The sequence below is a fragment of the Streptomyces sp. NPDC013157 genome (genome assembly GCF_042899865.1).
Taxonomy (GTDB): domain Bacteria; phylum Actinomycetota; class Actinomycetes; order Streptomycetales; family Streptomycetaceae; genus Streptomyces.
The window spans coordinates 52723-74273 of the sequence record NZ_JBIBAK010000003.1; the positions used below are offsets into that span (position 1 = coordinate 52723).

Sequence of the window (21551 nt, forward strand, 5' to 3'; positions counted from 1 at the left end):
CGGTTGCACCAACCACTCTGAACAGCTTTCGGGGCGCCGTCATCGGCTTCGGGGCGCGGCGCCGACTGCTGAAGCCGTCACAGGCCGCATTACAGGCATATCGCCCGGAAATAGAGATTGTTCGATGTGACAGCAACCATCCCCAACGCCAATTCCGATGGCATCACCGAATACCTGCCGAAGCTGATGGCTTCCGAATTCCCCTGTTCCCGGGCTCTCGTCCCGGCAACGCCGTTCTCACGGATCGAGGCTCCCATGACCCCCACTCCTGATCTGCCCAATGCGACCGGCACCGACTCGGCCGCCGGCCGCGACCGGCTGCTCGCCGCCCTGGATGCGATCGCCGACGAACTCCAGCTCGAAGGCCCGGCCTGCGACGAAGCAGGCAAACTCACGGATCGCACGATGGAGTTGCTGCGAGACAGCGGCCTGGGCTGGACATATGTCGCCAGGGACCTGGGCGGCTTGGACCTGTCTGCCGGAGACTCAGCCCTGGTCTTCGAACGCTTCGCCTACATCGACGGGGCCATCGGCTGGACAGGAGGAATCTTCGCGGGCCTCGGCCTGTTCCTGGCGCTCTTCGAGAAGTCCGTCGCGAAATCCCTCCTGGCCGACGGGGTACCGAACTGTTCCGCGACCGCCTACCCAAACGGACGCGCCGTCCGGGTCGAGGGCGGCTACCGGATCACCGCGTCCTACTCCTACTGCAGCGGCCTTCCGAACGCGGACTATGTGCTCTGCAACTCCCTGGTCTTCGACGGCGATCAGCCCGTCCCCGGCCCTCCGCTCATGTTTCTCGTGCCGGCCTCGGAGGTCACCCTCAAGGGCAACTGGGACACGATCGGGCTCCGCGGCACCGGCTCCGTCGACTTCAGCGTGACCGACTGCTTCGTTCCGGAACACCACGCCGTCTCACTGTTCCCACCGCCCGGAGCGCCTGGCACCTCAACCGCCGGCTTGCAGGCAGTCGTTCACCTCGGGCGCCAGGCGTGGGCGTCCGGAATCACCCGTCGACTCCTCGATGAGATCGCCTCCCACGCGACCAGTGAGCCCAGGCCCGGAGCGACCCGGCTCGCGGACAACCCGGTCTTCCGCACCGAGTATGCGGACTTCGAACTGGCCTACCGCTCGGCTCGCGCACTCGGGGCCGAAGTCTTTGCCGAGGTCGACGCCACGCTGGCACGTGGGGAGACCCTCAGCCGCCGGCTGAACACTCTGCTCGCCGGCGCCAGTGTGCACATGCACGACGTCAGCCGCGATCTCGCCCTCTGGGCGTTCAACAAGGGCGGAGGCACCGCACTGCGCGCCGGAAAGCTACAGCGCGTCATCCGTGATGCCATATCCGGTGGTCAGCACGCGGTGGCCAGCCGCAGCCTGCTGCCGGACATCGGTCATGAACTCCTGGGCGCGCCGCCGGAGCTGCAGTGGATCCAGACGAAACTTGGTGTGCCGCCCGGTATGTGACCGCGCGTGCGACCCTTCTGACGAAGCGGCGGCCTGCACAAGTGAGCGCTGTCAGAGTGGCCCCTGATCAGATGACGGGCAGCGGGCCCGCGACGCACGGGCTCCTGTGCCGCTGAGAGAGATGTTCGACTTCTCAACCAGCCGGTGCGGGAGCTGCTCGTATCGTGTGTCAACCGATCCGTGCGAGAGCTCTCTGTTTGCCATCGGTACACGTGAGGGCATTGACGACGTGCTCGCGTGTCCGACGGCCATGTTCCATTCACACGACGGCGACGGCAAAGGGCCCCGTGGTGCAACGGCACCCTCCCCGGTTGAGTGGTTGCCGGTCCCTGCGCCTGAACGAGGCGGACATGGGGCGTCACCACAAGATCGGCGAAGGTTACCTCGGAACAGAGGCGTTGCAGATCGTCGCCGCCAGCGGCCAGAGGCCAGGCAGTTGTTTCGGCGCCCACTCCATGTATCGATGTTCATGCTGGCCGCCACGGCGCCGGTGCGGCCGTCGGACCATCTGCTCCAGGTGGCAAAGTGCGCCCTGCGGATACCCGTTCGCCTTCAGTTCGGATTCGGGATGGCTCCGGCTTCCTGGCCCACGTCGGCGACGCAGGTGATGCCGAAGAGGTCGTACCGCGACACGTCGCGGGCTGCGGCCAAAGCATCCGGGCCTCGTCGAAGACAGCCAGTCGCGCCAGCCAGCGGACCCCAGGATGCGGGCGACAAGAGATTCCGCCCGAGCGGGTCAGCAAGGACTTCCGCGTACATCAGAATCCGAGATGTGTCCAACAGGGCAAGTCTGGGCCGCATTTGACACCCGAAATGCCCGAATACGCGACGTGGGCGGCAGACAGAAACGACGATGCCTGCAGCGCAGATTCGACCCGGATTCGGCCCCGAGGGTTTATTTAGCCAGTAAACATGACATCTGACCTGCGGAAATGCCGAGCGGCAGACGAGTCGGGCTGTACGCCGGGTTCTGCCCGAGACGGGTCCCCAATGCCAGGCAACGCCGGGATGTTGCGAATCACGGTCACGTCAGCGGACGAGGCGGCCGCCCATGTCGGACATGGTCCCGAGCTGACACACTTCCGCCCTCGCCCTGAACCAAGATCCGGACCATATACGGGCCAGCGACCACCATCCAACCTCAGCATCCCGCATCGGTGCTGGTCAGAGACACACAGACGATGTACCACCAGCAGACCAAGAACCTTCTTGTTTCGTGCAGTCCACAGAAGCTCGGGTTCTTCTAGGACTCAAATCGGTTGCCTGGAGGCGTTCCTGCCCTCCAGGCAACCCTGCAAGCCAGCAGCGGGCGAGCAAGATGCCCACCGCCCACGACACGGTGCTCGCCCGCTACAAGGCGACCTGGACCCAGATCGCCGGCATGTTCCGGAAAGAGCCCGGCCGGCTGACCTTCGAGAGCATCAACGAGCCGACGTTCGAGGGCACCGACGCCTCCCTCAAGGCCAGGCTGCTCAACGAGCCGAACACGTCCTTCCACGACATCGTGCGCAAGTCCGGCGGCAACAACACCGTCATCGAGAACAGCGTGCCGAAGAGCGTGACACCGACCGAGACCATGATCGCCCGGCTGACCTGGCCACCGCTGAGCAGTTCCGTGTAGTTGACGAAGGTGATGCCCTGGGGGATCACGACGAGGCCGCCGACCCGGTCGTTCACCGGTTTCGGGGAGAGGCTGGTGACGATCACGATCCACAGCGGACCGAGCACCCCAGGCAGCAGGGAACCAGGAAGCCGCTCTTGGCAGTGAGTCCTGCCTTGTTCGGAGGCTCCTCCGGCTCGGACAAGCACCGAGTGATCGAAGCGCTTCGAAAGGCGTGTCACTGGGCCTCAAGGACATCCCATGTGTCTGACTCCGAGTAGTGCCAGTCACAGCCCAGGAAGTCCAGGCCCGTGTCGTCGAGGAACCAGTAGCGGACCCGGCTGTCGCCGGCGTCGTTGCGCGCCTTGACCACCTGCTGTACATGGCCGGCGTACTGGCCGGCTCCCACCGCCACGATGGTCGCGTCGGCTCCATGGCGTGTGCGCAGCTTCTGGATGAAGTCGCCGTAGGCCATGCGGTAGGCGGCCGCGAGGCTGCCGGGCGTCCGTGGCTCACCGGGGTTGACGGCGGTCGAGAAGTCGTTGGTGCCGAGGTTGACCACCACGACCCGAGGGCGCCAGGTGCCCGGGTTCTGCCACACGTCGCCAAACACGTTCAGCAGCGCACGGTCGTCGTAGGTCCGGTACGCGACGTCCGTCCGGCCTCCGTATCGGCACCGTCCGCGGTCGAGGCGTTGTCCACCTCGACGGCCCTGCCACTGCCCCGGTCGACCAGCACGTACCACGCGTTCGTCTCCACAGTGGCCGCCTGCGCCGTCCCGGCGGTACAACGCCCTTCACGGGATGCCTCCTCCCCTGGGTGGCCGGCGCCGGGTCAAGGGCCAGAGCCGTCCTCCACCTTCTCGAAGAAGAACTCGTGCTTGAGGAAGGAGACGTCGTACTCGTGGCCGGGCTGGGGCGGCAGTAGTTGGGATGCCTGGAACAGGCGCCACCCGTCGTGCAGCGCGGCAAGCCCGGTGGCATAGGGCGGCTCGTCGCTGTCGCCGGTCGTCGGACGGGTACGGCCGGTCCCGTCGTAGCGGGACCAGCCCACCACGTCGGAGTCCAGCGCCGACGTTGCGAGATAGAGGACCAGAACCTGCTGCCTCATGCGTGACTCCTCAGGGCCGGCCGGTTGCCGACGCGTGTGACCCAGTACTCGACATCGAACGAGTCGTCACCGGTCAGGGCTCGCCACAGCAGCACCCGGTTGTAGATCTCCAGTCGGGCCGTGGCCTGCTCGTACCAGGGGAAGTACGTGTTGAGTTCCGTGGTCACCGCGGGGTGGTGCAGGTCGGAGAGGTCCCACAGACGCACCTGCGGCACGGTCGGGTTGAGGCGGATTTTGTACATGTAACGCCGGCCCGCGGTGTCGTTGCGGCGGCCACTGTGCCAGATGCCGTGGTGCACGAGGACGACCGTCCCCGCCGGGCAGGTCAGACGGGTCTGCCCCCTGAGGTTCTGGACCCGGCCGACGTCCGTCTCGTTGATCCTGCGCAGATGGCTTCCGGGCACACTGAGGGTGCCGCCCATCTCGGCGGTCACCTCGTGCGGGTAGTACATGAGCTGGATGTCGAACGCATCCGGCCGCACATCGATGATCGCGTCCCCGTGGAGCGGCTGCGCCTGTCCCTCGTGCGGCTCGCGCACATGAACCGCGTGGTGGTCGACGGTCGGCTCGGGGCCGACCAGGCTCTCGACGGCGCCTGCCACGACCGGCAGGGCCAGCAGCTCGTGGACGAAGGTGTCCGGCGCGAACGCCGCGTCCAGCGGAGTGCCGTAGGACACTTCCGGCAAACCCTCGGTCAAGGCCGCGACGGCCCGTTCGTTGACCTCCTGCGGCACCACCCCGTCCAGGCGCAGAAATCCCTGCGCGACGAAGCGGGCCACCTGAGCCGATGTCAGGAGTTGCTTGCTGGTTGACATGCGATGAACGTATGCCCCCCGCGCGGATCGGTCGTGGGCTGGAATCACCCAGTGCTGGTAGTTTTCCACCCTCGTGAAACACGTGACACTACGGCTCGACGAGTCGCCCACCGTGGTCAACGCAGGAATCGGGGTGCACGGCGTCTCCGCCGCCCACGACGTCTTCCGGCTGCCCGACCTGTGGCAGCTGCACCTCTACAACTACGAGGGTGCCCTGTCCCTCGGGCAGTCGGTCCACCCCATACGCCCCGGCCACGTCAGCCTGGTGCCGCCGAACACCGAGGTGCACTTTCACTACCGGGGCAGGTCGGAGCATCTCTACGTCCATCTACGGCTGCACGACGGCGGAACGGCGCGGGTGCTGCCGGTGATGCAGGACGCCGCCGCCGAGAGCACGCGCCTGGCCGATCTGCTCCGACACGCCGTGACGGCCATGCCGACTTGCCCCCGGCGAGCCACGGCCGAGGTCTGGACCGCTCTGTGGCGCATCGCCGAGTTGCCAAGGGGCGACGGAGCCGGGCGCCGCCACCCCTTCGTGGCCGCGGCACAGGCCTACGTCGAGGAACACCTGGCCGGCCCGTTGTCCGTACCGGACGTCGCACGTGCCGTCGGAATCTCCCACACATACCTGACGCGAGTGTTCCGTGCGGAAACCGGCCTCACGGTCGTGTCGTACATCCGGCACCGACGCCTTCAACGCGCCCGCCACCTCCTGTTGTCCTCCACCCTGTCCATCACCGCCATCGCGGCGGCCGTGGGCATCGCCGATCTCCAGGCCTTCAACAAGGCCTGCCGCCGCGAACTCGGCGCGAGCCCGCGCGACGTACGTGCGGCTACCCCTGCGGAGCCGGACGGCCCAGGACCGTGAGCGGGGCGGCGGACAGCTCCCTCGTGCCCGGCGAAGCACGTACGCGAAGCTGACCTTGACGAATCCCCGCGACCCAACGGCCCATGTCGTGCTTCCCGGCTCGTCGATGCCCATCGCCACGGACAGTTTGCTCCGCCCTCGCCACCACCGGGCCAACGACTCCCCCGCACCTCTCACGGGCCTGCCCTCGGAACAGCAGAGCAGCCGAGGCCGCCGGTCGCGTCCCCCTCCCAAGATCCGGACCGTACCCGGGCCAACGTTTGCCCGTGCCCTTCGCACAGCACATGTGCACTGTTCAGATCTCCTGGACACGTGGAACCGTTGCCCCGCCGTGGCGCAGGCGGGACCCCAGGGTGGGCGCAGCACGCGCCGGGCCTCGTGAGGCGCCCTCACCTACGGCGCCGTCGAGGCCGGCGCCGCCGGATTCGGGGAGCCGCGCGTCCTGGCGGCCTTCGCACTGTCCGTGGTGGCGGGGCCCGTGTTCCTCATCGCGCAGGCGCGCGCTGCGCACCCGATGGTGCCACCGGAGTTGCTGCGCTCACGCACGATGCGCATCGCGGCCGCCGCGGGCTTCGCCGTCAACGTCGGCTTCTACGGCATGATCTTCCTGTTCAGCCTCTACCTGCGGCAGAGCCGAGGGCTGTCCTCACTGGCCGCGGGCCATACCTTCGTGCCGATGACGGTGCTCACCGCGTTCATCAGCCGGGCTTCGGCCTGGATGGCCGTGAGATCCGGGCCTCGGGTGCCTGTCGTCACCGGGCTGCTCGTCATGTCCACGGGCCTCGCGGTGCTCAGTCTCAGCCCGGTGTCCGTGCCCGTATGGACGCTGGTGGCGCTGATGGTCCCGGTCGGCGCCGGGGGCTCGCTCGCGCTGCCCTCGGTGACCGCCCTGCTCCCGGACCGGGTTCCGGCCGAGCGGGCGGGCACCGCCAGTGGCGTGCTGAACGCCTCCCGGCAACTCGGCGGCGCCCTGGCCGTCGCCGCATTCGGCGCCCTGGTCGCGAACGCGAGCAGCTTCCACGACGGCCTGCGCATCAGCCTCCTGACGGCCGCTTCCCTCGTCCTGCCGGCCACCGCGGCCAGCCTGCTGCTGCGGCCCGGCGTGCAGAATTGACACCCCGTCAGAGAGCCCCTTGCGTGTGCACATTCACGAGCGGGCTCTGACGGATCTGCGCCGACGCATCATGGCGACACGGTGGCCCGACCGTCGCCGCCCGGCGACGGCTTCTCGGAACGCCGGCCGCCACCGGCTGGGACCCCGACCGCGTCGCGCGCCCCCGGGCCGTGCCGTGCTGATGGAGCGGCTCGGCTATCGGCGGTACGTCTCCCGTGCCGTCCGGTCTGAGCGCAGACGGGAAAACCGCGTACAGCAGACTCGCTGCCTGGATGTGCGACAAGTTCGGCGCCTGGACCTACAGCGGCGGCCATCCCGAGCGCGTGCTGACCCTGGACGAGTTGCTCGACGGCATCACGCTCTGCCGGTTCACGGTGGGTCACGCACACGGCGGTCTCCTTCTCGCGTCCGTACCGGGAGAACAACGCCGGGAACTTCGACGCCGTGTCGGCGTCCGTCCCGGACGCCCCCATGGTGTTTCCCGGCGAGATCCAGCAGGCGCCGCGGAGTTGGGCACCGCGCGCCCACCACAAACGGTTCCACTACCACCAGGTGGGCAACGGCGGCCACATCGCCTGCGACGGACGCGTCATCGATGCTTCCGGGCGGTACACCGGTTCCCGGTCCCTTCGGTCCCTGATCACCGCACACCCTGCCCCACCCGCACCGCATCAGGTGCAGGTGGGGACGGTTCCGACGGGCGGGGCGGTCAGTAGCGGGCGCCGACGGGGGCCGGGATGGCGTCGAGGTCGGCGAAGTCGGCCGCGGACAGTCGGACGTCGGCACCGCCGGCGTTGTCGGCGAGGTACTTCGGGGTCTTGGTGCCGGGAATCGGGACGACGTGCTCGCCCTGGGCGACGAGCCAGGCGAGGGCGACCTGGGCGGGGGTGGCGCCGATGCGGTCGGCGACCTCGCGGACCTTGCCCGCGATGTCCAGGTTGGCGCGCAGGTTGTCCTGCTGGAAGCGGGGCAGGCGCCGGCGCTGGTCGTTCTCCGGGAGTTCGTCGAAGGAGGAGAAGCGCCCCAGGAGGAAGCCTCGGCCCAGCGGCGAGTACGGCAGCAGGCCGATGCCGTGTGCCTCGCAGTAGGGCAGGACCTCGGCCTGGACGTCTCGCGTCCACAGCGAGAACTCGGACTGCACGGTGGTGACCGGGTGGATCGCCTCGGCGCGCCGGATCTGCTGCACGCTCACCTCGGACAGGCCGATGTGGCGGGCCTTTCCTGCGATGACGGCCTCGGCGAGGGCGCCCCAGGTCTCCTCGAGGGGTACTTCGGGGTCGACACGATGGAGCTGGTAGAGGTCGATGTGGTCGGTGCGCAGACGGCGCAGGCTCGCGTCGATGGCGGCGCGGACATGTTCGGGCCGGCCGTTGGGCCTCACCAGGGGGGCACCGCCGGGGCCACCGGTGGGGTCGATGCACTCCATGCCGACCTTGGTGGCGACGACCGCACGGTCGCGGTGACCGGCCAGGGCCCGGCCGACGAGCTCCTCGTTGGTGTAGGGGCCGTAGACGTCGGCGGTGTCGATCAGGGTCATGCCCAGGTCGAGGGCCTGGTGGATGACGGAGACGGAAGTGGCCTCGTCGCGCGGGGTGGCCATGTCGTAGGCGAAGCTCATCCCCATGGCGCCCAGGCCGACGACGCCGGCCTTCGGTCCGTGGTTGCCCAGAGTGGTGGTGCGCATGCTGTGTTCTGCCTTCGTACGGAACGGCAGGCTGCCGTGTCGCAGCCCGTGGACGTAATGCCGCTGGAGCGTCGTGTCCCGGCGGCTCCTCCACCGTCGCGTTCCCGGGCAACGTGTGGCAGGCCGGAGGGTGCGGGGGAGCGCCGTTCCAGGGAGTAGCACGGCCCCCCACGGCCGCCTGACACGGGCATCGCGACTGGCACACTGGGCGTATGAGCCCTGACCAGCACAGCAACGACCTGGCGGGGTTCCTGCGCGCCTGCCGCACCCAGATCACCCCCGAGCAGGCCGGCCTTCCCACCGGCCCGGGGCTGCGCCGCACCCCGGGGCTGCGCCGCGAGGAACTCGCCACCCTCGCCGGAGTCAGCATCGACTACTACACCCGCCTCGAACGCGGCAGGGAGACGCGGCCCAGTCCCTCGGTCGTCGACTCCCTCGCCCGCGCGCTGCAGTTGCAGGAGGAGGAGCACGAGCACCTGCAGCGACTGGCCGCCCGAACCGCCCCCGAGCCACCCACCGCGCCCAGCCGCACCGTCCGGCCGGGCGTCCGGCTGCTGCTGGAGAACCTGCGGCCGAGCCCCGCCTACGTCCTCAGCCGCACCTTGGACATACTCGCCGCCAACCCGGGCGGCCTGCACCTGTACGCGGGCATCGAAAACTGGCCGGCCAAGCAGCGCAACCTCGCCCGTTACTACTTCCTCCACCCCGCCGCCCGCGAGGTGTTCCCCGAGTGGGAGACCCGCATCCGCGGCTGCGTCGCCCGCCTGCGCGCACTGGCCGGCACCGACCCCGACGCCCCCGACCTCGCCCAGCTCCTCGGCGAACTCCTCCTCAAGAGCGCCGACTTCGCCCGTCTGTGGGAGCGTTACGACGTCCGCCCGCATCGCCCCGGCACCAAGCGCTTCCACCACCCCCAGGTCGGCGACGTCACTCTCGGCTACCAGACCATGCAGCTCGAAGGCACCCCCGGCCACCGCCTCGTCGCCTACTACGCAGACCCCGGGACCCCCGACCACGACGCCATGCTCCTGCTCGACATGCTCGGCACGCAGCGCACCCCCGGCCCAGCCCTCCGCGCCGACGCGCCCGCTCCTGACCAGCGCACCGAACCGGGACGGCACTGACACGGCCGGGGCCGCCGTCCGCACGCGCACGCGAGCGGGAGTGTGTTCCTCCCGCCACTGCTACCCGGTCACTTCAGGACCTCAAGAAGCCGGTCGGCGAGAACCGTCGCCGAGTGGGGGTTCTGGCCGGTGATCAGGTTGCGGTCCTCCACCATGTACGGCTCCCAGATCGGGCCGCGGCTGAAGTCGACGCCGACCTTTTCCTTCAGCTCCGTCTCCAGCAGCCACGGTGCCCGGGAGGCCAGGCCGACGCCTTCTTCCTCCTCGTCGGTGAAGCACGTGACCCGGTAGCCCTTGAACGGGGACTCGCCGTGGATCCTGGTGGCCAGCATCGAGGCCGGAGCGTGGCACACGATGGCGAGTGGCCTGCCCGAAGCCAACTGCGCCGTCAGCAGCCGGCCGGCGTCGGCGTCGAATGCCAGGTCGGACATCGGACCGTGGCCGCCGGGCAGGTACACCGCGTCGTAGTCCTCCAGGCGGACGTCCGACAGCTTGAGGGGCCGCCGCATCACCTCAGCGGAACGGATGATCTCCTCCAGCTCCAGGGCGCCCTCCTCGCCACCCGCCATCGACGGACGCAGGCTCATCATGTCGACGTTCGGGGTCACGCCGCCGGGTGTCGCGACCACGACGTCGTGTCCGGCCTCCGTGATCTTCTTGTACGGCATCGCGAACTCTTCCGCCCAATAACCCGTCGCATACCGGGTCCCGTCCTTGAGCACCCAGTACGTCGCCCCACTCACTATGAAGAGGACTCTCGCCATGGCACCTGACCTCCTAGTCCCCGGGAACCGCTCGAACGAGCTGGGAAATGCGTGGAATTCAGCTCGGACACATACTTGACCGGGCATGAGCGAGCTTCTTCCTCATTGCACGTCCAGCACTGCAGTCGGGCAACTCGGCGACGCCCCGGGCCCGGCCGCACGCCGCGCACCGCGTCCGACCGACCCGCGTGCGACTCGGTGACCGCCATAGGTGACGTGACATGTTCCATCGGCCGGCGTGCGCCTTCGACACGGGTGAAATGGCAAACCAGCGCTCTGGACGACCGGTCGGCTATTACTTCTGCGGCAGGAGACTCTCATGGGCAGGACTTTTGGTCGACGACGTCGAACGGACCGTCGGCGCGATCAACGTGCTGATCAGCAACGCCGGGTACGGCCTGGAGGGCACCGTCGAGGAGACCGGCGTGGAGGACGCACGCCGGCAGTTCGAGGTCAACGTGTTCGGCAGCGTCGCCGTCATCAGGGCGGTCCTCCCCCATATGCGGGGCCGACGCCGCGGCCACATCTTCACCGTGTCCTCCATGGCGGGGCTGACGGCACTGCCCGGGGTGGCCTTCTACGGCGCGAGCAAGTTCGCGATGGAGGGCATCGCCGGTTCACTGGCCCAGGAGGTCGCCGGGTTCGGCATCCACCTGACCTCGCCGGCGCTCGGCTCTTTCGGCACGGACTGGGCGGGCCGCTCCATGGTCCGTGTTCCGCGCACCGTACCGGACTACGACGAGGTGTTCGGCCCGATCCGTGCCGCCCGGCAGGCGAAGGACGGCAACCAGACGGGCGACCCGGTGCGCTCTGCGGAGGCCGTTCGCCGGGTCCTCGACAGTGACGAGCCGCCCGTCCATCTCGTGCTCGGCAGCGACGCCGTGCGTCTGGTGGAGCAGGGGCAGCGGCAACTGACCGACGATCTGGCCGCCTGGTCCGACCTGTCGGCCGCTACCGGCTTCCGCGCCGGCGACTGACTTTCCCCGGCCCGCAACGACACCCCCGGCAACGGCAAGAGGAGTTCCCATGGCCGCGCCCGCCTCCCCCGAGTCCCCGACCCCGGTGGATTTCTGGTTCGACCCCGTCTGCCCGTGGACCTGGCTGACGTCCCGTTGGATCAGCGACGTCGCCGACCGGCGCCCCGTGAAGGTGTCCTGGCACGTCATGAGCCTGTCCATCCTGAACGAGGACCGGCTGGACCAACTGCCCGAACACATCCGCGTGCTGATGGGCGAGGCCTGGGCGCCGGTACGCGTCCTGACGGCTACCCGCCTCCTCCACGGACCCGAGGCGCTGGAGCCGCTGTACACCGCCCTGGGGACCCGTTATCACCCGGAGCAGCAGCCGAAGAACCGGGCCACGCTGGAGGCGGCCCTGCAGGATGCGGGGCTGCCCACGGACCTGGCTGCCGCCGGGGACACGGATCGTTACGACGACGAGCTGCGCGCGTCGCACGCCCGGGGCATCACCCTGGTCGGCCAGGACGTCGGCAGCCCGATCATCGCCGTCCCGGGCGCCGAACCGAGCGGCGATCCGGTCGCCTTCTTCGGACCCGTCGTGAACCCCGCCCCCAAGGGCGAGGACGCCGCCCGGCTCTGGGACGGCGTGATCGCCGTGGCCTCCGCGCCGAGCTTCTACGAGATCAAGCGCACCCGCACCGGCGGTCCCGACTTGAGCTGACGTGCGCCCCTCGGACTTCGGTGACGGCCGAAGTCCGAGGAGGGAGGGTCGGCCCCTGGGGGACCACGCACGACGAGCGCCGCCTCACCGCGGGGGATCCACGGCCGGGTGATGACGACGTGATCAACCCGATCCACCAGGGATCCCGAACACCGGCGTGAGCCTCGCCCGCGCCAGGCCGTGGGCCACGAGCCGGAAGCCGAGCCAGGCGGGGCTCGCCGTCGTCGTCACGTCGTCGAGGGTGGGGACGTCGAGCGCGTGAACGACGAACATGTACCGGTGAGGCTCCTCCCCCGGCGCTGGTGCGGCGCCGAGGAAACCGCGCCGGCCGGCGTCGTTGGTCAGCGTCCTCGCCCCGGCGGGCAGGTGTGTTCCGGCCGGGTCTCCCGCGCCGGCGGCGAGCTCGTTCACCGACGCGGGGATGTCGTGGACCGCCCAGTGCCAGAAACCGCTGACCGTCAGAGCATCCGGGTCGAAACATGTGACGGCGAAACTCCTCGTCCCGGACGGATGCCCGCTCCACTCCAGGTGCGGGGAGCGGTCCTTGCCCGGCCGGCCGAAGATGGCGCTGCGCTGCGCCACGTCCAGCGTCTTCCCGTCGGCGATGTCGTCGCTGCGCAGCGTGAACGCGGGTACCGGGGGCAGCGCGTCGTAGGGATCGACGGGGTGCGGCATGCTCGTCTCCGTACTCTCCGTGCCCGGCCCTCCAGGGTCATGCCGCCGTGTCCCGGAACGACAGCCCTTCAGGCCGGTCAGCGGGCTCTGTCACGAAAGGCGCCCAGGCAAGCCTAGGCACGGCTTCGGCCGGCGGCATGCGGTCAGGCGTCTCTCCGTGTCCCACGGTCCGTGCGGCCGGAGTCGGAGGCCTCCTCCGCCGGCCCGAGGGAGGCCAGCCGTGCCGTCCACGCAGAGCGCCGTACCACCGGTGAGCCATCGGTATCCGGCGGAGCGCGCAGGCCGCCAGGACACTCCGAAAGCGGCTGTGCGGGACGAGCTGGACGGACGCGCCGGGCAAGGCGGGCGCGGACGCCGGCACGCGACCTCACCGTCCACACCCGTGCACCGATCCCGGGAGCCTGTCGTCGGGGAGACGGGCGGACACGCGGACCGGGCAGGTCCGAGCGGGAACGGCGGGGCCCACGCGAGCGACCGCGCGGCCACCCTGCCCGCATCGCCGACAGCGACGGGAAGCCCTCTCGGAGATGACACATGTGTCCCGTCCCCGAAGGTTCGTTCAGGCCTCGGCGGCCGCCTTCGCCTCGGCCACGAGCCGGTCGCGGCCGGACGCGGATCCGGCACTCGGGGTCGCCTGCCACGCCGGCATGGTGTGCGGGAACTTGACGCGGAGCCCGAAGGCCGCCAGCGCCGCGGCCAGGACGATGCAGGAGGCCAGGAGCAGAGCCCGGTGGTAGCCATGGTGCAGGAGCGGAGTCGCCGCCAGTGGCCCGAGGATCTGACCGACCGAGTACCCGGCGGTCAGCAGGGCGACGGCACGCGGGAACCGCAGATGCGTCCCCGCCCCCAGGGCCAGGGTGCTCACGCCGATGAAGGTGGAGCCGAACAGCACCGCGGAGATCAGCGCGGGCGCCACTCCCCCCACCAGCGCGGGCAGGGCGATACCCACGGCCTGGACGGCGAGCGCGGTGAGCAGCAGGTCCGGCCGGGACCAGCGGCGCCCCAGGCCGGCCCACAGGGCGGCGGTGGGGATGGCCGCCACGCCCACCAGCACCCACGCGCCGCTGCCTATCCAGCCGGGCGAGGTCTGGTTGACGGCCGCGACGAGAAAGGTGCCGGCGATGATGTAGCCGATCCCCTCAAGCGTGTAGGACGCGAACAGGGCACCGAACCAGCGGTGGGTACGCGGCCCGGTCGACCCGGCCCGCGGTGCGGGTGCCGAGGGGGCCTGCCGGGGAGCCGGCTCGGGACGCAGTCCCCAGGCGCCGACCGTGAGCACCACGGCCAGCGCCGCCGAGGCCCACCACGCGGCCTGCCAGTTGCCGACCGTACGCAGCACGAGGACGAGCACGCCGGACAGCGCGATGCCCGCCCCGACTCCGCCGAAGGCCCAGCCGGGCAGGTGGGCCGGGTGCTCGCGCAGATGGCTGAGCAGCGAGCTGGCGGCGATCACGAAGATCATCGCGCTGAAGGCGCCCGCGCCCAGGCGCAGCAGCAGCCAGACGGTGGTGCTGTGCGTGAGCGCCATGGCGGCCAGTGTGGCGGCCAGTGCCAGCAGACAGCAGCGCAGTACCGCCGGGGAGCGCACCAGCCGGGGGACGAAGGTGCCGGCCAGCGCTCCGATCAGATAGCCCACGTAGTTCGCGGTCGCCAGGTTCGCTCCGGCGCCGGCCGACAGTCCGGCCTGGGCGTGCATCAGCGGAAGGATGGGGGTGTAGACGAAGCGGCCGACGCCCATGCCCGTCGCCAGAGCGGCCGCGGCCTGCAGGACGTGAACCCACGGTGACCGCGGCACGCCCCTCGCGGCCGATGCCGTGTCTCGCAGGGGTACGGTGACCGCGTCGCGGCCGGTGCCGGGAACCGTGGAGCCGATGTTTCGCCTTCTTGCCATACAGACAGGCTGCGCAGGTCGGCCCGGGAAATCCACGACCCGTTTCCTCGCTGCTGCGAACCTCGGCCTCCCACCGACCAGGGCGGTCCCATGCTCCGCGGGCACGCGTGCCGGACGACCGCTGCCGACAGGCCCGCGCGAAATAGTCGATCGGTCATATACTTTTGCCATGGGACGGACGAGTGATGCCAAGAACAAGATCCTCACCGCCGCTCGGTCACTGATCGAACAGCGGGGGTACTCGGCTCTTGGCGTCGCCGAGATCTGCAAGACGGCCGACGTTCCCAAGGGCAGTTTCTACTACTTCTTCGAGTCCAAGGAAACTCTGGCGCTCGCCGTGATCGACCAGCACTGGGCCGACGAGCGGCGCGAGTGGGAGTCCGCGCTGAGCGGCGACGCCGAGCCCATGCAGCGGCTGCGGCAGCTCTTCGAGTCCATGGAGACGCAGCAGCGCGTCGGCCAGGACGGTTGCGGATCGGTCCTCGGGTGCATGTTCGGGAATCTCTCCCTGGAGATGAGCAATCAGGCCGACGCCGTGCGCCGACGCCTGCAGGAGATCTTCGAGACCCAGGTGGATCTGGTCGCCGCGGTCGTGGCCGAGGCCCGGCAGCGGGGCGAGGTGACCGTGTCCGACGCCCGCGCCGTCGCCCGGTCCATGGTGGCGCTGACCGAGGGCCAGGTGCTCTTCGCCAAGCTGCACAACGACCCCGCTCAGCTCGGGACGCTCTGGCCGAACTGCCGCGCCCTGCTGGGCGTGCGGGACCAGCAGGTGCCGGCTCACGCCTGACTCGCCCGCGGCTCGGGCCGGGCGACGTGACGGCCGCCGTCGGCGGCGGGCAGCACGGTGCTGAGCAGCGCGGCCGAGCTGCGGCACGCGCGCGGGCCGGGCCGCACACCGGTCAGCCGGAGCAGCGGATGCGGTGGCACAGCGCCGGCTGCTCCCCGGCGGCCGGGCGCGGCATCACTTCGGGCAGTTCCTCGAACGCACTCTCGCCGGTGATCAGGGCGTCCAGGGCTGGATCGGCGAGGAGATCCAGGGCCAGGGCGAGCCGGTCGGCCTACGTCCGGTCGGCACGGGCCGGGGAGACGGTGCCGACCCGACTGCCCCGGATGGACAGCCGGCGGGAATGGAAGGCCTCGCCGACCGGGAGCGTGCCGCGCCGGTCCCCGCAGCAGCTCAGTTCCACCACCGCGCCCTCGGGCCGCAGCAGTTCCAGGGCCCGGGCACGCCTGTCTCGGCAGCCGCGGGGTCCAGGTCAAGGAGGCCTACGGCATCAAGCCCGGCACGGTCATCGAATCCACCGCCGTGCCGGAGCGGGCCGTCGTCGACGCCGGGAAACAGCGCCCCGGCGCGCAGGGCACCCGTGCGTGAGCACGTGATCGCCCCGTTGTGACCTGGCGGGGACGGCGCCGGGAACTGCCTACGGCAGGCGGCAGCACAACACCGAGGGGGAGGGAGGCCGCTCGCCGAGCGCGTGGGTGGCTGCCTCGACACGCGCACGCGATGTCACCCACTCCGGTCCGGGCCCGACTCGCCGAAGGACGCGCCCGTACGCCGGGGTTCGTCCCGAGGCGGGCCGCCCGGATGCCGTGCGCGCTTTCATACAGCCCACAGAAGCTCGGGCCGAGGCACGGAGCCCGGACCCGGGCGGGACGAGAGTCCGGGCGGGAACCGCCCCGCTGCGGCCGGGCCGATGGGCCCGGACCCGTTCCGGCCTCCGTCCCCTCACGGAGTCAACCCTGCCTTCGCGCAAGCGGCCCGGAGCCCTGGTGTACAGATCTGGGCGAAGCTGTACACGCCGTCCTTGATGAGGGTCTGCTCGATGTTGGCGGTTGTCACGGCGACCGGGGTGAGGAGCACGGACGGGATACCGCGGTTGGTGGGGCTGTCGGTCGTCGTCGTGGCGATGGTGTGCAGCTTCTCGCCGCGGCCCAGGGCGACGGCCATGGCGGCGGCTGCTTCGGCTTCCGCGTGGAAGGACTTGTACACCGTCATGAGCTGCTCGCCCTTGACGATGCGCTGCACAGCGTCGAGGTCGGCGTCCTGGCCGGTGACCGGTGGAAGGCGCCCGACGTGGGCGCTCTTGAGGGCGGAGATGACACCTGTGGCCATGGCGTCGTTGGCGGCCAGAACACCGTCGATCCGGCCCGGGCCCAGGGCCGAGATGGCGGCGGACATGTTGGCGTTCGCGTTGTTCGTGCTCCATCCCTGGGTGTCGTAGGAACGGCCGATCCGCACCTTGCCGTGCAGGACGGACAGCGCGCCCCGCTTGTACCACGCGGCGTTGGGGCTGGTCGGGTCGCCGTTCATCATGACGATGGTCCCGTCCCCGGGCGGGACGTGCATCGCCTTGAGGAGGGCCTGGCCCTGCAGCGTGCCGACCTTTAGGCTGTCGAAGCTGACGTAGCCCGAGACCGGGCCGTCGGCGAGCCTGTCGTAGGCGACGACGGGGATGCCCGCGTTGTGCGCCTCCTGGACGGAGGAACGCTGCGCCCTGTTGTCGGTGGCGCCGAGGATGACGACCCTGACCCCCTTGGTGATCATGGCGGTCATCTGTTGCCGCTGGGCCGTCGAGTCGTCGTCGGCGTTGGCATAGGTGACGCGGCAGTGCGGGCAGAGCTGTTTCAGCTGTTGCTCGATGAGCGGCTTGTCGGAGCTCTCCCAGCGGGGCACCACCCGGCTCGGCAGCAGCAGGCCGACGGTGAAGCTGTCGGTGGTCGCTTCTCCGCCTGCCGTGCAGGCGGCCGAGGGCGCGGCCAGCAGTCCCGCGACAAGCGCGCCGACGACGTACGGCGCACGGGATGTCACACCCCGACTACGGCTCGTCATGATCGGTCCCCGTCCTTGCGCCCGGTTCGGCGCCCACCGAAGCCGGTTCCCGACGAGGTACGGCTATCTCGCTGCACACCTGCTTGCCCCCGGCCACCGGCACCGTGCCGAAGGACTCCGACATCGACTCGACCAGGAGCAGACCTCGGCCGCCGGTGGACTCCCAGTCCACGATCACGGGCTTGGCCGGCGCCCGCGGAGAGGAGTCGCTCACGCAGACACGCACCCGGTCCTCGCGGAGCACCAGGTCGAGACTGACCGGGCCCTGGGTGTGCACCAGGGCGTTGGTGACGAGTTCGGACACCACCAGCAGCACCGGGTCGGCGACTTCTTCGACCTTCCAGCGGCGCAGTGTGCGCGCGGTGAACCGGCGGGCGTGCATCACGGCGTCGGGCAGCCGCCACACCAGCCAGCCCGACCGGATCGGCCGGGTCTTCATGCCGTCGTAGCGCAGCAGCAACAGCGCCACGTCGTCCTCACGACGGCCGAAGTCGCCCAGCAGGTCGTCGGCCACCCGCCCGGGATCCGACGGGTCGGCCGCGGCGAGGGTGGCGCGCGTGCGGCGCATTCCCTCGTCCAGGGACAGGTCGGCGGCCTCGACCAGCCCGTCGGTGACGAGGGCGAGCATCGTTCCGGGCGCCAGTGCCACCGCGGTCATCGGGAACTCCGCCTCCATGGAGATTCCCAGCGGAAGGCCGCCCTCGACCTCGACCTCCTCGGTGCTGCCGTCGGGATGGCGCAGCAGCGGTGCGACGTGCCCGGCCCGGACGAACAGGATGTCGCCCTCGTCCATGTCCAGTTCGGCGTAGCAGCAGGTGGCGAAGAGATCCGTCTCCATGCCGACGAGCAGCCGGTTGGCGTGCGAGACGACCACATCGGGCGGGTGGCCCTCCACCGCGTACGCCCTGACCGCCGTACGCATCTGGCCCATGATCGTCGCGGCTGCGGCACTGTGCCCCTGCACGTCGCCGATGACCAGCGCCACCCGGTCCTCGGAGAGGGAGATCACGTCGTACCAGTCGCCGCCCACCTCCAGTCCTCGCCGGGCCGGCAGGTAGCGGGCGACGGCGATCCCGCCGGGAAGCTCGGGCAGACGTCGCGGCAGCAGGCTGCGCTGCAGCATCGTCGCGAGTTCCTGTTCGGCGTCGTGGGCCTGGGCGCGAGAGAGGGCCTGGCCCGCCAGTGAGGCGGTGGCGGTCAGCAGCGAACGTTCCTCGGGGACGAACTCGTGCGGCCGGTCCCAGCCGATCAGGCACACGCCGGCCACCCGGCCCCTGGCGGGCAGCGGCAGCACCGCGAGGCCTCCGGGGCCGATGCCGTCGAGTCCCGGTTCGAGGGCGGTGCCCGTCGGCCACAGGTCCATACGTCCGTCGCGCAGTGCCGTCTGCAGGGTGGGCAGGGCACTGAGGGGTGCGTCGGGCCACTCCGAACCACACGGGAGACGCCATGTCCGCGGCCAGACAGCGGGCTGCGGCGGGTCGAGCAGGGTGACCTGGAGCCGTTCGTCCTGCAGTTCGGCGAGTGCCACCCGGTCGGCGTTCAGGGGCCCACGCAGGGCCGTGATCACCACCCGGCTGACATCGCGCACGGTGGCGGTCCTGTCGAGCGCGGCGGTCAACCACTGGATCCGGGAGACGTCGTCGGCGTCCCGCTGCAGGACCGAGGTCGCCGTCACCACGCCCAGCACCTGCTCTGGCCGGTCGTCGGCGCCTGCCGCCACTCGGCATTTCAGACTCAGCCAGCGCATCTCGCCGGTGGGGCGGCGGACACGGAAGTCCAGTTCCCGTCGGCCGAACGTCCGGGTGGACGGCTCCAGCACCGACATCAGCGCATGCAGGTCTTCCGGCAGCGCGTGCGCGAGCAGGGAGTCGGCCTTGCCGTCGAAGTCGTCCGGTCTGATGCCGACCAGTTCACACAGGGTCTCGTCCGCGTCGATCACGCCGGTTTCCGGCACCAGGACGAAGGAGCCGACGCGCATGCGGCGCAGTGCGGAACTCAAGGGTGCCGGCGGCGCCCCTCCCCCGGCCCCGCTCTGCAGCACCCCGGCGATCGCCTCGGCGTAGCGCTCCAGGAAGCGCTGCTGCTCGGCTTCGAAGCCGTTCTCACCGGCGCCCACGACGACGAGACAGCCGAGCCTGCCGCCCTCGGGCCCGAGGGGCAGCGCACCGAGGGATGTCCGGACCCGCGGCGGCGCCGGACATCCCTCGGGGTAGGAGGCGAGTGCCGCGGGGGTCAGCCACACGGGGTGGGGGCCGCGGAAGGCGCGGGCCGCGGGCGAGCCGCCGGACAGAGCCAGGCGTTCGGGCAGCCCGTACTCGGCGGGAGCGCATCCGGCCGTGTCCACCGACCGAAGGTCGTCGCAGCCCGCGCCGGGCACATAGAGCACCGCCAGCGCCACTCCGGCGAACGTCAGGGCGCGGACCCCCATGAGGGGCTCCGGCTCCGGCGGTGAGCCGGTGTCCGCGGCGCCGGTCCCGACTGTCCCTGGCTGCGAGAGTCCGGCCTGGGCACCGCCGTGGTGAGGCATGTCCGCATCCACCTCCCGTTCGTGCCGGAGGGTGCCGACCCGCTGCCACTGGGCACTCCTCCCACCAGAGTCGCATATATGGTCAAACCAGACAGAACCCCATTACCCGGGCCGAGCGGCGCCGAGTTCGCAGTTCACCATGGCCGGTGCCAGACTGGCAGGTGGCCGTTTTGCCGCTTTCGCCCGGTCCGGGCGGGTGCGGGCCGAGACCCCGCCTCGCTCCGGTAAGCCATGCGGCTGCAACCGCGGTTGCAGCCGCATGGCTTCAGGGAGGAGGGAGGCCTCGCGCATGACTGCCTGCGTCCGGGACACCGCCCTTGCCCTGGCCGCGGTCTCGACGGCCGTGTCCCTCACCGCCTGCGGATCGGGCACCGGGAACATCTCCGACCCAGGGAGCGCGAGAAAGATCGGCGTGCTGCTGCCGGATTCCACCACCGCCCGCTGGGAGACGCGGGACAGGCCCCTGCTGGAACAGAGGATCCGGCAGCTGTGCGGCGACTGCACGATCGAGCACGCCGACGCCAAAGGTGACGTGGCCATCCAGCAGGAACAGATGGACTCGTCGATCGCCCACGGGGTCGACGCCATCGTGCTGGCGGCCGTCGACGCCAGGGCCATGAGCGCTTCGGTGGGAAAGGCAGCCGCCGCGCACATCCCGGTCATCGCCTACGACCGCCTCGCCGAAGGCCCGATCTCGGGCTACGTCTCCTTCGACGGCCAGGAGGTCGGCAGGCTCCAGGGCAAGGCGCTGCTGACAGCCATGGGCGCCAAGGCGCACGACGGCCGGATCGTGATGATGAACGGCGACCCCGGCGACCCCAACGCGCTGTCGTTCAAGCAGGGCGCACTGTCCGAACTCCAGGGGAAGGTGACGATCGCCAAGGAGTACGACACACCCGAGTGGAGCACGGAGACGGCGGACCTGAACATGACCGAAGCCGTCTCCGCCCTGGGCGCCGGCAGTATCACCGGCGTCTACGCCGCCAACGACGGCCTCGCCGCCGGCAGTATCGCCGCCCTCAAGGCCGACAAGGTCAGCCCGTTGCCGCCCGTCACCGGGCAGGACGCCGAGCTGGCGGCCGTACGTCGCATAGTCGGCGCCGAACAGTACATGACGGTCTACAAGCCCTTCGGGCCCGAGGCCGCCGCGGGCGGTGCCATGGCCGTGGCCGCCGCCCGTGGTCAGCGCCTCGACGGGGTGGCCACCGGGCAGGTGAAGACCCACAGCGGCGAGGTGGTTCCCGCCGTGCTGCTCACCCCGGTGTCCGTCACCCTTGCCACCATCGGGGACACCGTGGTGAAGGACGGCGTGTACACGCTCAAGCAGATCTGTGCCCCGCCGCTCGCGGGCGAGTGCCGCAGGGCCGGGCTGACCTGACAGGCGGGACCGGCCGGTCCCGGGCCG

At 70.3% G+C, this 21551-nt stretch carries 19 protein-coding genes and 2 pseudogenes; 9 read left to right on the forward strand and 12 right to left on the reverse strand.

What is annotated here, in order from left to right; translation table 11 throughout:
* The first annotated feature begins 126 nt into the window (after positions 1–126).
* Positions 127–1464, forward strand: coding sequence for a hypothetical protein (locus ACFY6U_RS10350; protein ID WP_390036672.1), 1338 nt, complete (start codon positions 127–129; stop codon positions 1462–1464).
* A 1318-nt stretch (positions 1465–2782) separates the two neighbouring features.
* Entirely contained in the window at positions 2783–3085 is a 303-nt protein-coding gene (locus ACFY6U_RS10355) for a cellulase family glycosylhydrolase (RefSeq protein WP_390036674.1), read from the forward strand.
* Here ACFY6U_RS10355 and ACFY6U_RS10360 read toward each other — a convergent pair.
* The 4 genes and pseudogenes from ACFY6U_RS10360 to ACFY6U_RS10375 all read right to left on the reverse strand — a co-directional run.
* Positions 2992–3281 (reverse strand): annotated as a pseudogene (locus ACFY6U_RS10360) (carbohydrate ABC transporter permease); the annotation flags it as partial. The gene ACFY6U_RS10355 and the pseudogene ACFY6U_RS10360 overlap by 94 nt on opposite strands.
* Before the next feature lie 21 nt (positions 3282–3302).
* The gene (locus tag ACFY6U_RS10365) at positions 3303–3677 is read right to left on the reverse strand and encodes a hypothetical protein (RefSeq protein WP_390036676.1); all 375 of its coding nucleotides are present in this window, start codon (positions 3675–3677) and stop codon (positions 3303–3305) included.
* 221 nt (positions 3678–3898) lie between these two features.
* Positions 3899–4174, reverse strand: a complete 276-nt coding sequence (locus ACFY6U_RS10370; RefSeq protein ID WP_351485970.1) for a hypothetical protein — start codon at positions 4172–4174, stop codon at positions 3899–3901.
* Complete coding sequence (locus tag ACFY6U_RS10375) at positions 4171–4989, reverse strand: phytanoyl-CoA dioxygenase family protein (protein ID WP_390036678.1); 819 nt, start codon at positions 4987–4989, stop codon at positions 4171–4173. The genes ACFY6U_RS10370 and ACFY6U_RS10375 overlap by 4 nt, the downstream gene beginning before the upstream one ends.
* 82 nt (positions 4990–5071) lie before the next feature.
* Between ACFY6U_RS10375 and ACFY6U_RS10380 the strand changes: the two genes are divergently transcribed.
* Entirely contained in the window at positions 5072–5857 is a 786-nt protein-coding gene (locus ACFY6U_RS10380; protein WP_390037598.1) for a helix-turn-helix domain-containing protein, read from the forward strand.
* Positions 5858–6335: 478 nt separating this feature from the next.
* Complete coding sequence (locus ACFY6U_RS10385) at positions 6336–6971, forward strand: MFS transporter (protein ID WP_390036680.1); 636 nt, start codon at positions 6336–6338, stop codon at positions 6969–6971.
* 709 nt (positions 6972–7680) lie between these two features.
* Here ACFY6U_RS10385 and ACFY6U_RS10390 read toward each other — a convergent pair.
* Positions 7681–8655, reverse strand: a complete 975-nt coding sequence (locus tag ACFY6U_RS10390; protein ID WP_390036682.1) for an aldo/keto reductase — start codon at positions 8653–8655, stop codon at positions 7681–7683.
* A 212-nt stretch (positions 8656–8867) separates the two neighbouring features.
* On the opposite strand from ACFY6U_RS10390, the gene ACFY6U_RS10395 reads away from it, so the two are divergent.
* Positions 8868–9779: a helix-turn-helix transcriptional regulator gene (locus tag ACFY6U_RS10395; RefSeq protein ID WP_390036685.1), complete on the forward strand. Its 912-nt coding sequence runs from the start codon at positions 8868–8870 to the stop codon at positions 9777–9779.
* A gap of 68 nt (positions 9780–9847) precedes the next feature.
* Here ACFY6U_RS10395 and ACFY6U_RS10400 read toward each other — a convergent pair whose 3' ends face one another.
* On the reverse strand, positions 9848–10543 hold the full coding sequence (locus tag ACFY6U_RS10400; RefSeq protein WP_390036687.1) for a type 1 glutamine amidotransferase domain-containing protein: 696 nt from the start codon (positions 10541–10543) through the stop codon (positions 9848–9850).
* A 332-nt stretch (positions 10544–10875) separates the two neighbouring features.
* Between ACFY6U_RS10400 and ACFY6U_RS10405 the strand changes: the two genes are divergently transcribed.
* Together ACFY6U_RS10405 and ACFY6U_RS10410 are read left to right on the forward strand one after the other, a co-directional pair.
* Entirely contained in the window at positions 10876–11520 is a 645-nt protein-coding gene (locus ACFY6U_RS10405) for an SDR family NAD(P)-dependent oxidoreductase (protein WP_390036689.1), read from the forward strand.
* A 49-nt stretch (positions 11521–11569) separates the two neighbouring features.
* Positions 11570–12223 carry a DsbA family protein gene (locus tag ACFY6U_RS10410; RefSeq protein WP_390036691.1) on the forward strand — a complete coding sequence of 218 codons (654 nt, stop codon included), beginning with the start codon at positions 11570–11572 and terminating at the stop codon, positions 12221–12223.
* 123 nt (positions 12224–12346) lie between these two features.
* Here ACFY6U_RS10410 and ACFY6U_RS10415 read toward each other — a convergent pair whose 3' ends face one another.
* Positions 12347–12898, reverse strand: coding sequence for a YbhB/YbcL family Raf kinase inhibitor-like protein (locus ACFY6U_RS10415; RefSeq protein WP_390036693.1), 552 nt, complete (start codon positions 12896–12898; stop codon positions 12347–12349).
* Between the two features lie 559 nt (positions 12899–13457).
* The gene (locus ACFY6U_RS10420) at positions 13458–14636 is read right to left on the reverse strand and encodes a YbfB/YjiJ family MFS transporter (RefSeq protein WP_390037600.1); all 1179 of its coding nucleotides are present in this window, start codon (positions 14634–14636) and stop codon (positions 13458–13460) included.
* A 322-nt stretch (positions 14637–14958) separates the two neighbouring features.
* Between ACFY6U_RS10420 and ACFY6U_RS10425 the strand changes: the two genes are divergently transcribed.
* Positions 14959–15576 (forward strand): TetR/AcrR family transcriptional regulator, encoded by a 618-nt coding sequence (locus ACFY6U_RS10425; RefSeq protein WP_390036695.1) that lies wholly within the window; start codon positions 14959–14961, stop codon positions 15574–15576.
* Here the strand turns inward: ACFY6U_RS10425 and ACFY6U_RS10430 are convergent.
* The 4 genes and pseudogenes from ACFY6U_RS10430 to ACFY6U_RS10445 all read right to left on the reverse strand — a co-directional run bounded on the left by ACFY6U_RS10430 (position 15567) and on the right by ACFY6U_RS10445 (position 20047).
* Entirely contained in the window at positions 15567–15716 is a 150-nt protein-coding gene (locus ACFY6U_RS10430; RefSeq protein ID WP_390037673.1) for a hypothetical protein, read from the reverse strand. The two genes, ACFY6U_RS10425 and ACFY6U_RS10430, sit on opposite strands and share 10 nt — an antisense overlap.
* Positions 15689–16176 (reverse strand): annotated as a pseudogene (locus ACFY6U_RS10435) (dehydrogenase); the annotation flags it as partial. The gene ACFY6U_RS10430 and the pseudogene ACFY6U_RS10435, both read right to left, overlap by 28 nt.
* A gap of 339 nt (positions 16177–16515) precedes the next feature.
* On the reverse strand, positions 16516–17619 hold the full coding sequence (locus tag ACFY6U_RS10440; RefSeq protein ID WP_390036697.1) for a sugar ABC transporter substrate-binding protein: 1104 nt from the start codon (positions 17617–17619) through the stop codon (positions 16516–16518).
* Complete coding sequence (locus tag ACFY6U_RS10445) at positions 17606–20047, reverse strand: SpoIIE family protein phosphatase (RefSeq protein WP_390036699.1); 2442 nt, start codon at positions 20045–20047, stop codon at positions 17606–17608. Before ACFY6U_RS10445 ends, ACFY6U_RS10440 begins: the two co-directional genes overlap by 14 nt.
* Before the next feature lie 388 nt (positions 20048–20435).
* Here ACFY6U_RS10445 and ACFY6U_RS10450 point away from each other — a divergent pair, with 388 nt between their 5' ends.
* The gene (locus ACFY6U_RS10450) at positions 20436–21524 is read left to right on the forward strand and encodes a sugar ABC transporter substrate-binding protein (protein WP_390036701.1); all 1089 of its coding nucleotides are present in this window, start codon (positions 20436–20438) and stop codon (positions 21522–21524) included.
* Positions 21525–21551 lie beyond the last annotated feature (27 nt).

Coding starts and splice junctions, on each gene's coding strand:
- ACFY6U_RS10450 (WP_390036701.1), top strand. CDS start 20,436: ATGACTGCCTGCGTCCGGGACACCGCCCTTGCCCTGGCCGCGGTCTCG.
- ACFY6U_RS10420 (WP_390037600.1), bottom strand. CDS start 14,636: ATGGGCGTCGGCCGCTTCGTCTACACCCCCATCCTTCCGCTGATGCAC.
- ACFY6U_RS10400 (WP_390036687.1), bottom strand. CDS start 10,543: ATGGCGAGAGTCCTCTTCATAGTGAGTGGGGCGACGTACTGGGTGCTC.
- ACFY6U_RS10440 (WP_390036697.1), bottom strand. CDS start 17,619: ATGACGAGCCGTAGTCGGGGTGTGACATCCCGTGCGCCGTACGTCGTC.
- ACFY6U_RS10375 (WP_390036678.1), bottom strand. CDS start 4,989: ATGTCAACCAGCAAGCAACTCCTGACATCGGCTCAGGTGGCCCGCTTC.
- ACFY6U_RS10390 (WP_390036682.1), bottom strand. CDS start 8,655: ATGCGCACCACCACTCTGGGCAACCACGGACCGAAGGCCGGCGTCGTC.
- ACFY6U_RS10395 (WP_390036685.1), top strand. CDS start 8,868: ATGAGCCCTGACCAGCACAGCAACGACCTGGCGGGGTTCCTGCGCGCC.
- ACFY6U_RS10425 (WP_390036695.1), top strand. CDS start 14,959: ATGGGACGGACGAGTGATGCCAAGAACAAGATCCTCACCGCCGCTCGG.
- ACFY6U_RS10370 (WP_351485970.1), bottom strand. CDS start 4,174: ATGAGGCAGCAGGTTCTGGTCCTCTATCTCGCAACGTCGGCGCTGGAC.
- ACFY6U_RS10410 (WP_390036691.1), top strand. CDS start 11,570: ATGGCCGCGCCCGCCTCCCCCGAGTCCCCGACCCCGGTGGATTTCTGG.
- ACFY6U_RS10415 (WP_390036693.1), bottom strand. CDS start 12,898: ATGCCGCACCCCGTCGATCCCTACGACGCGCTGCCCCCGGTACCCGCG.
- ACFY6U_RS10355 (WP_390036674.1), top strand. CDS start 2,783: ATGCCCACCGCCCACGACACGGTGCTCGCCCGCTACAAGGCGACCTGG.
- ACFY6U_RS10445 (WP_390036699.1), bottom strand. CDS start 20,047: ATGGGGGTCCGCGCCCTGACGTTCGCCGGAGTGGCGCTGGCGGTGCTC.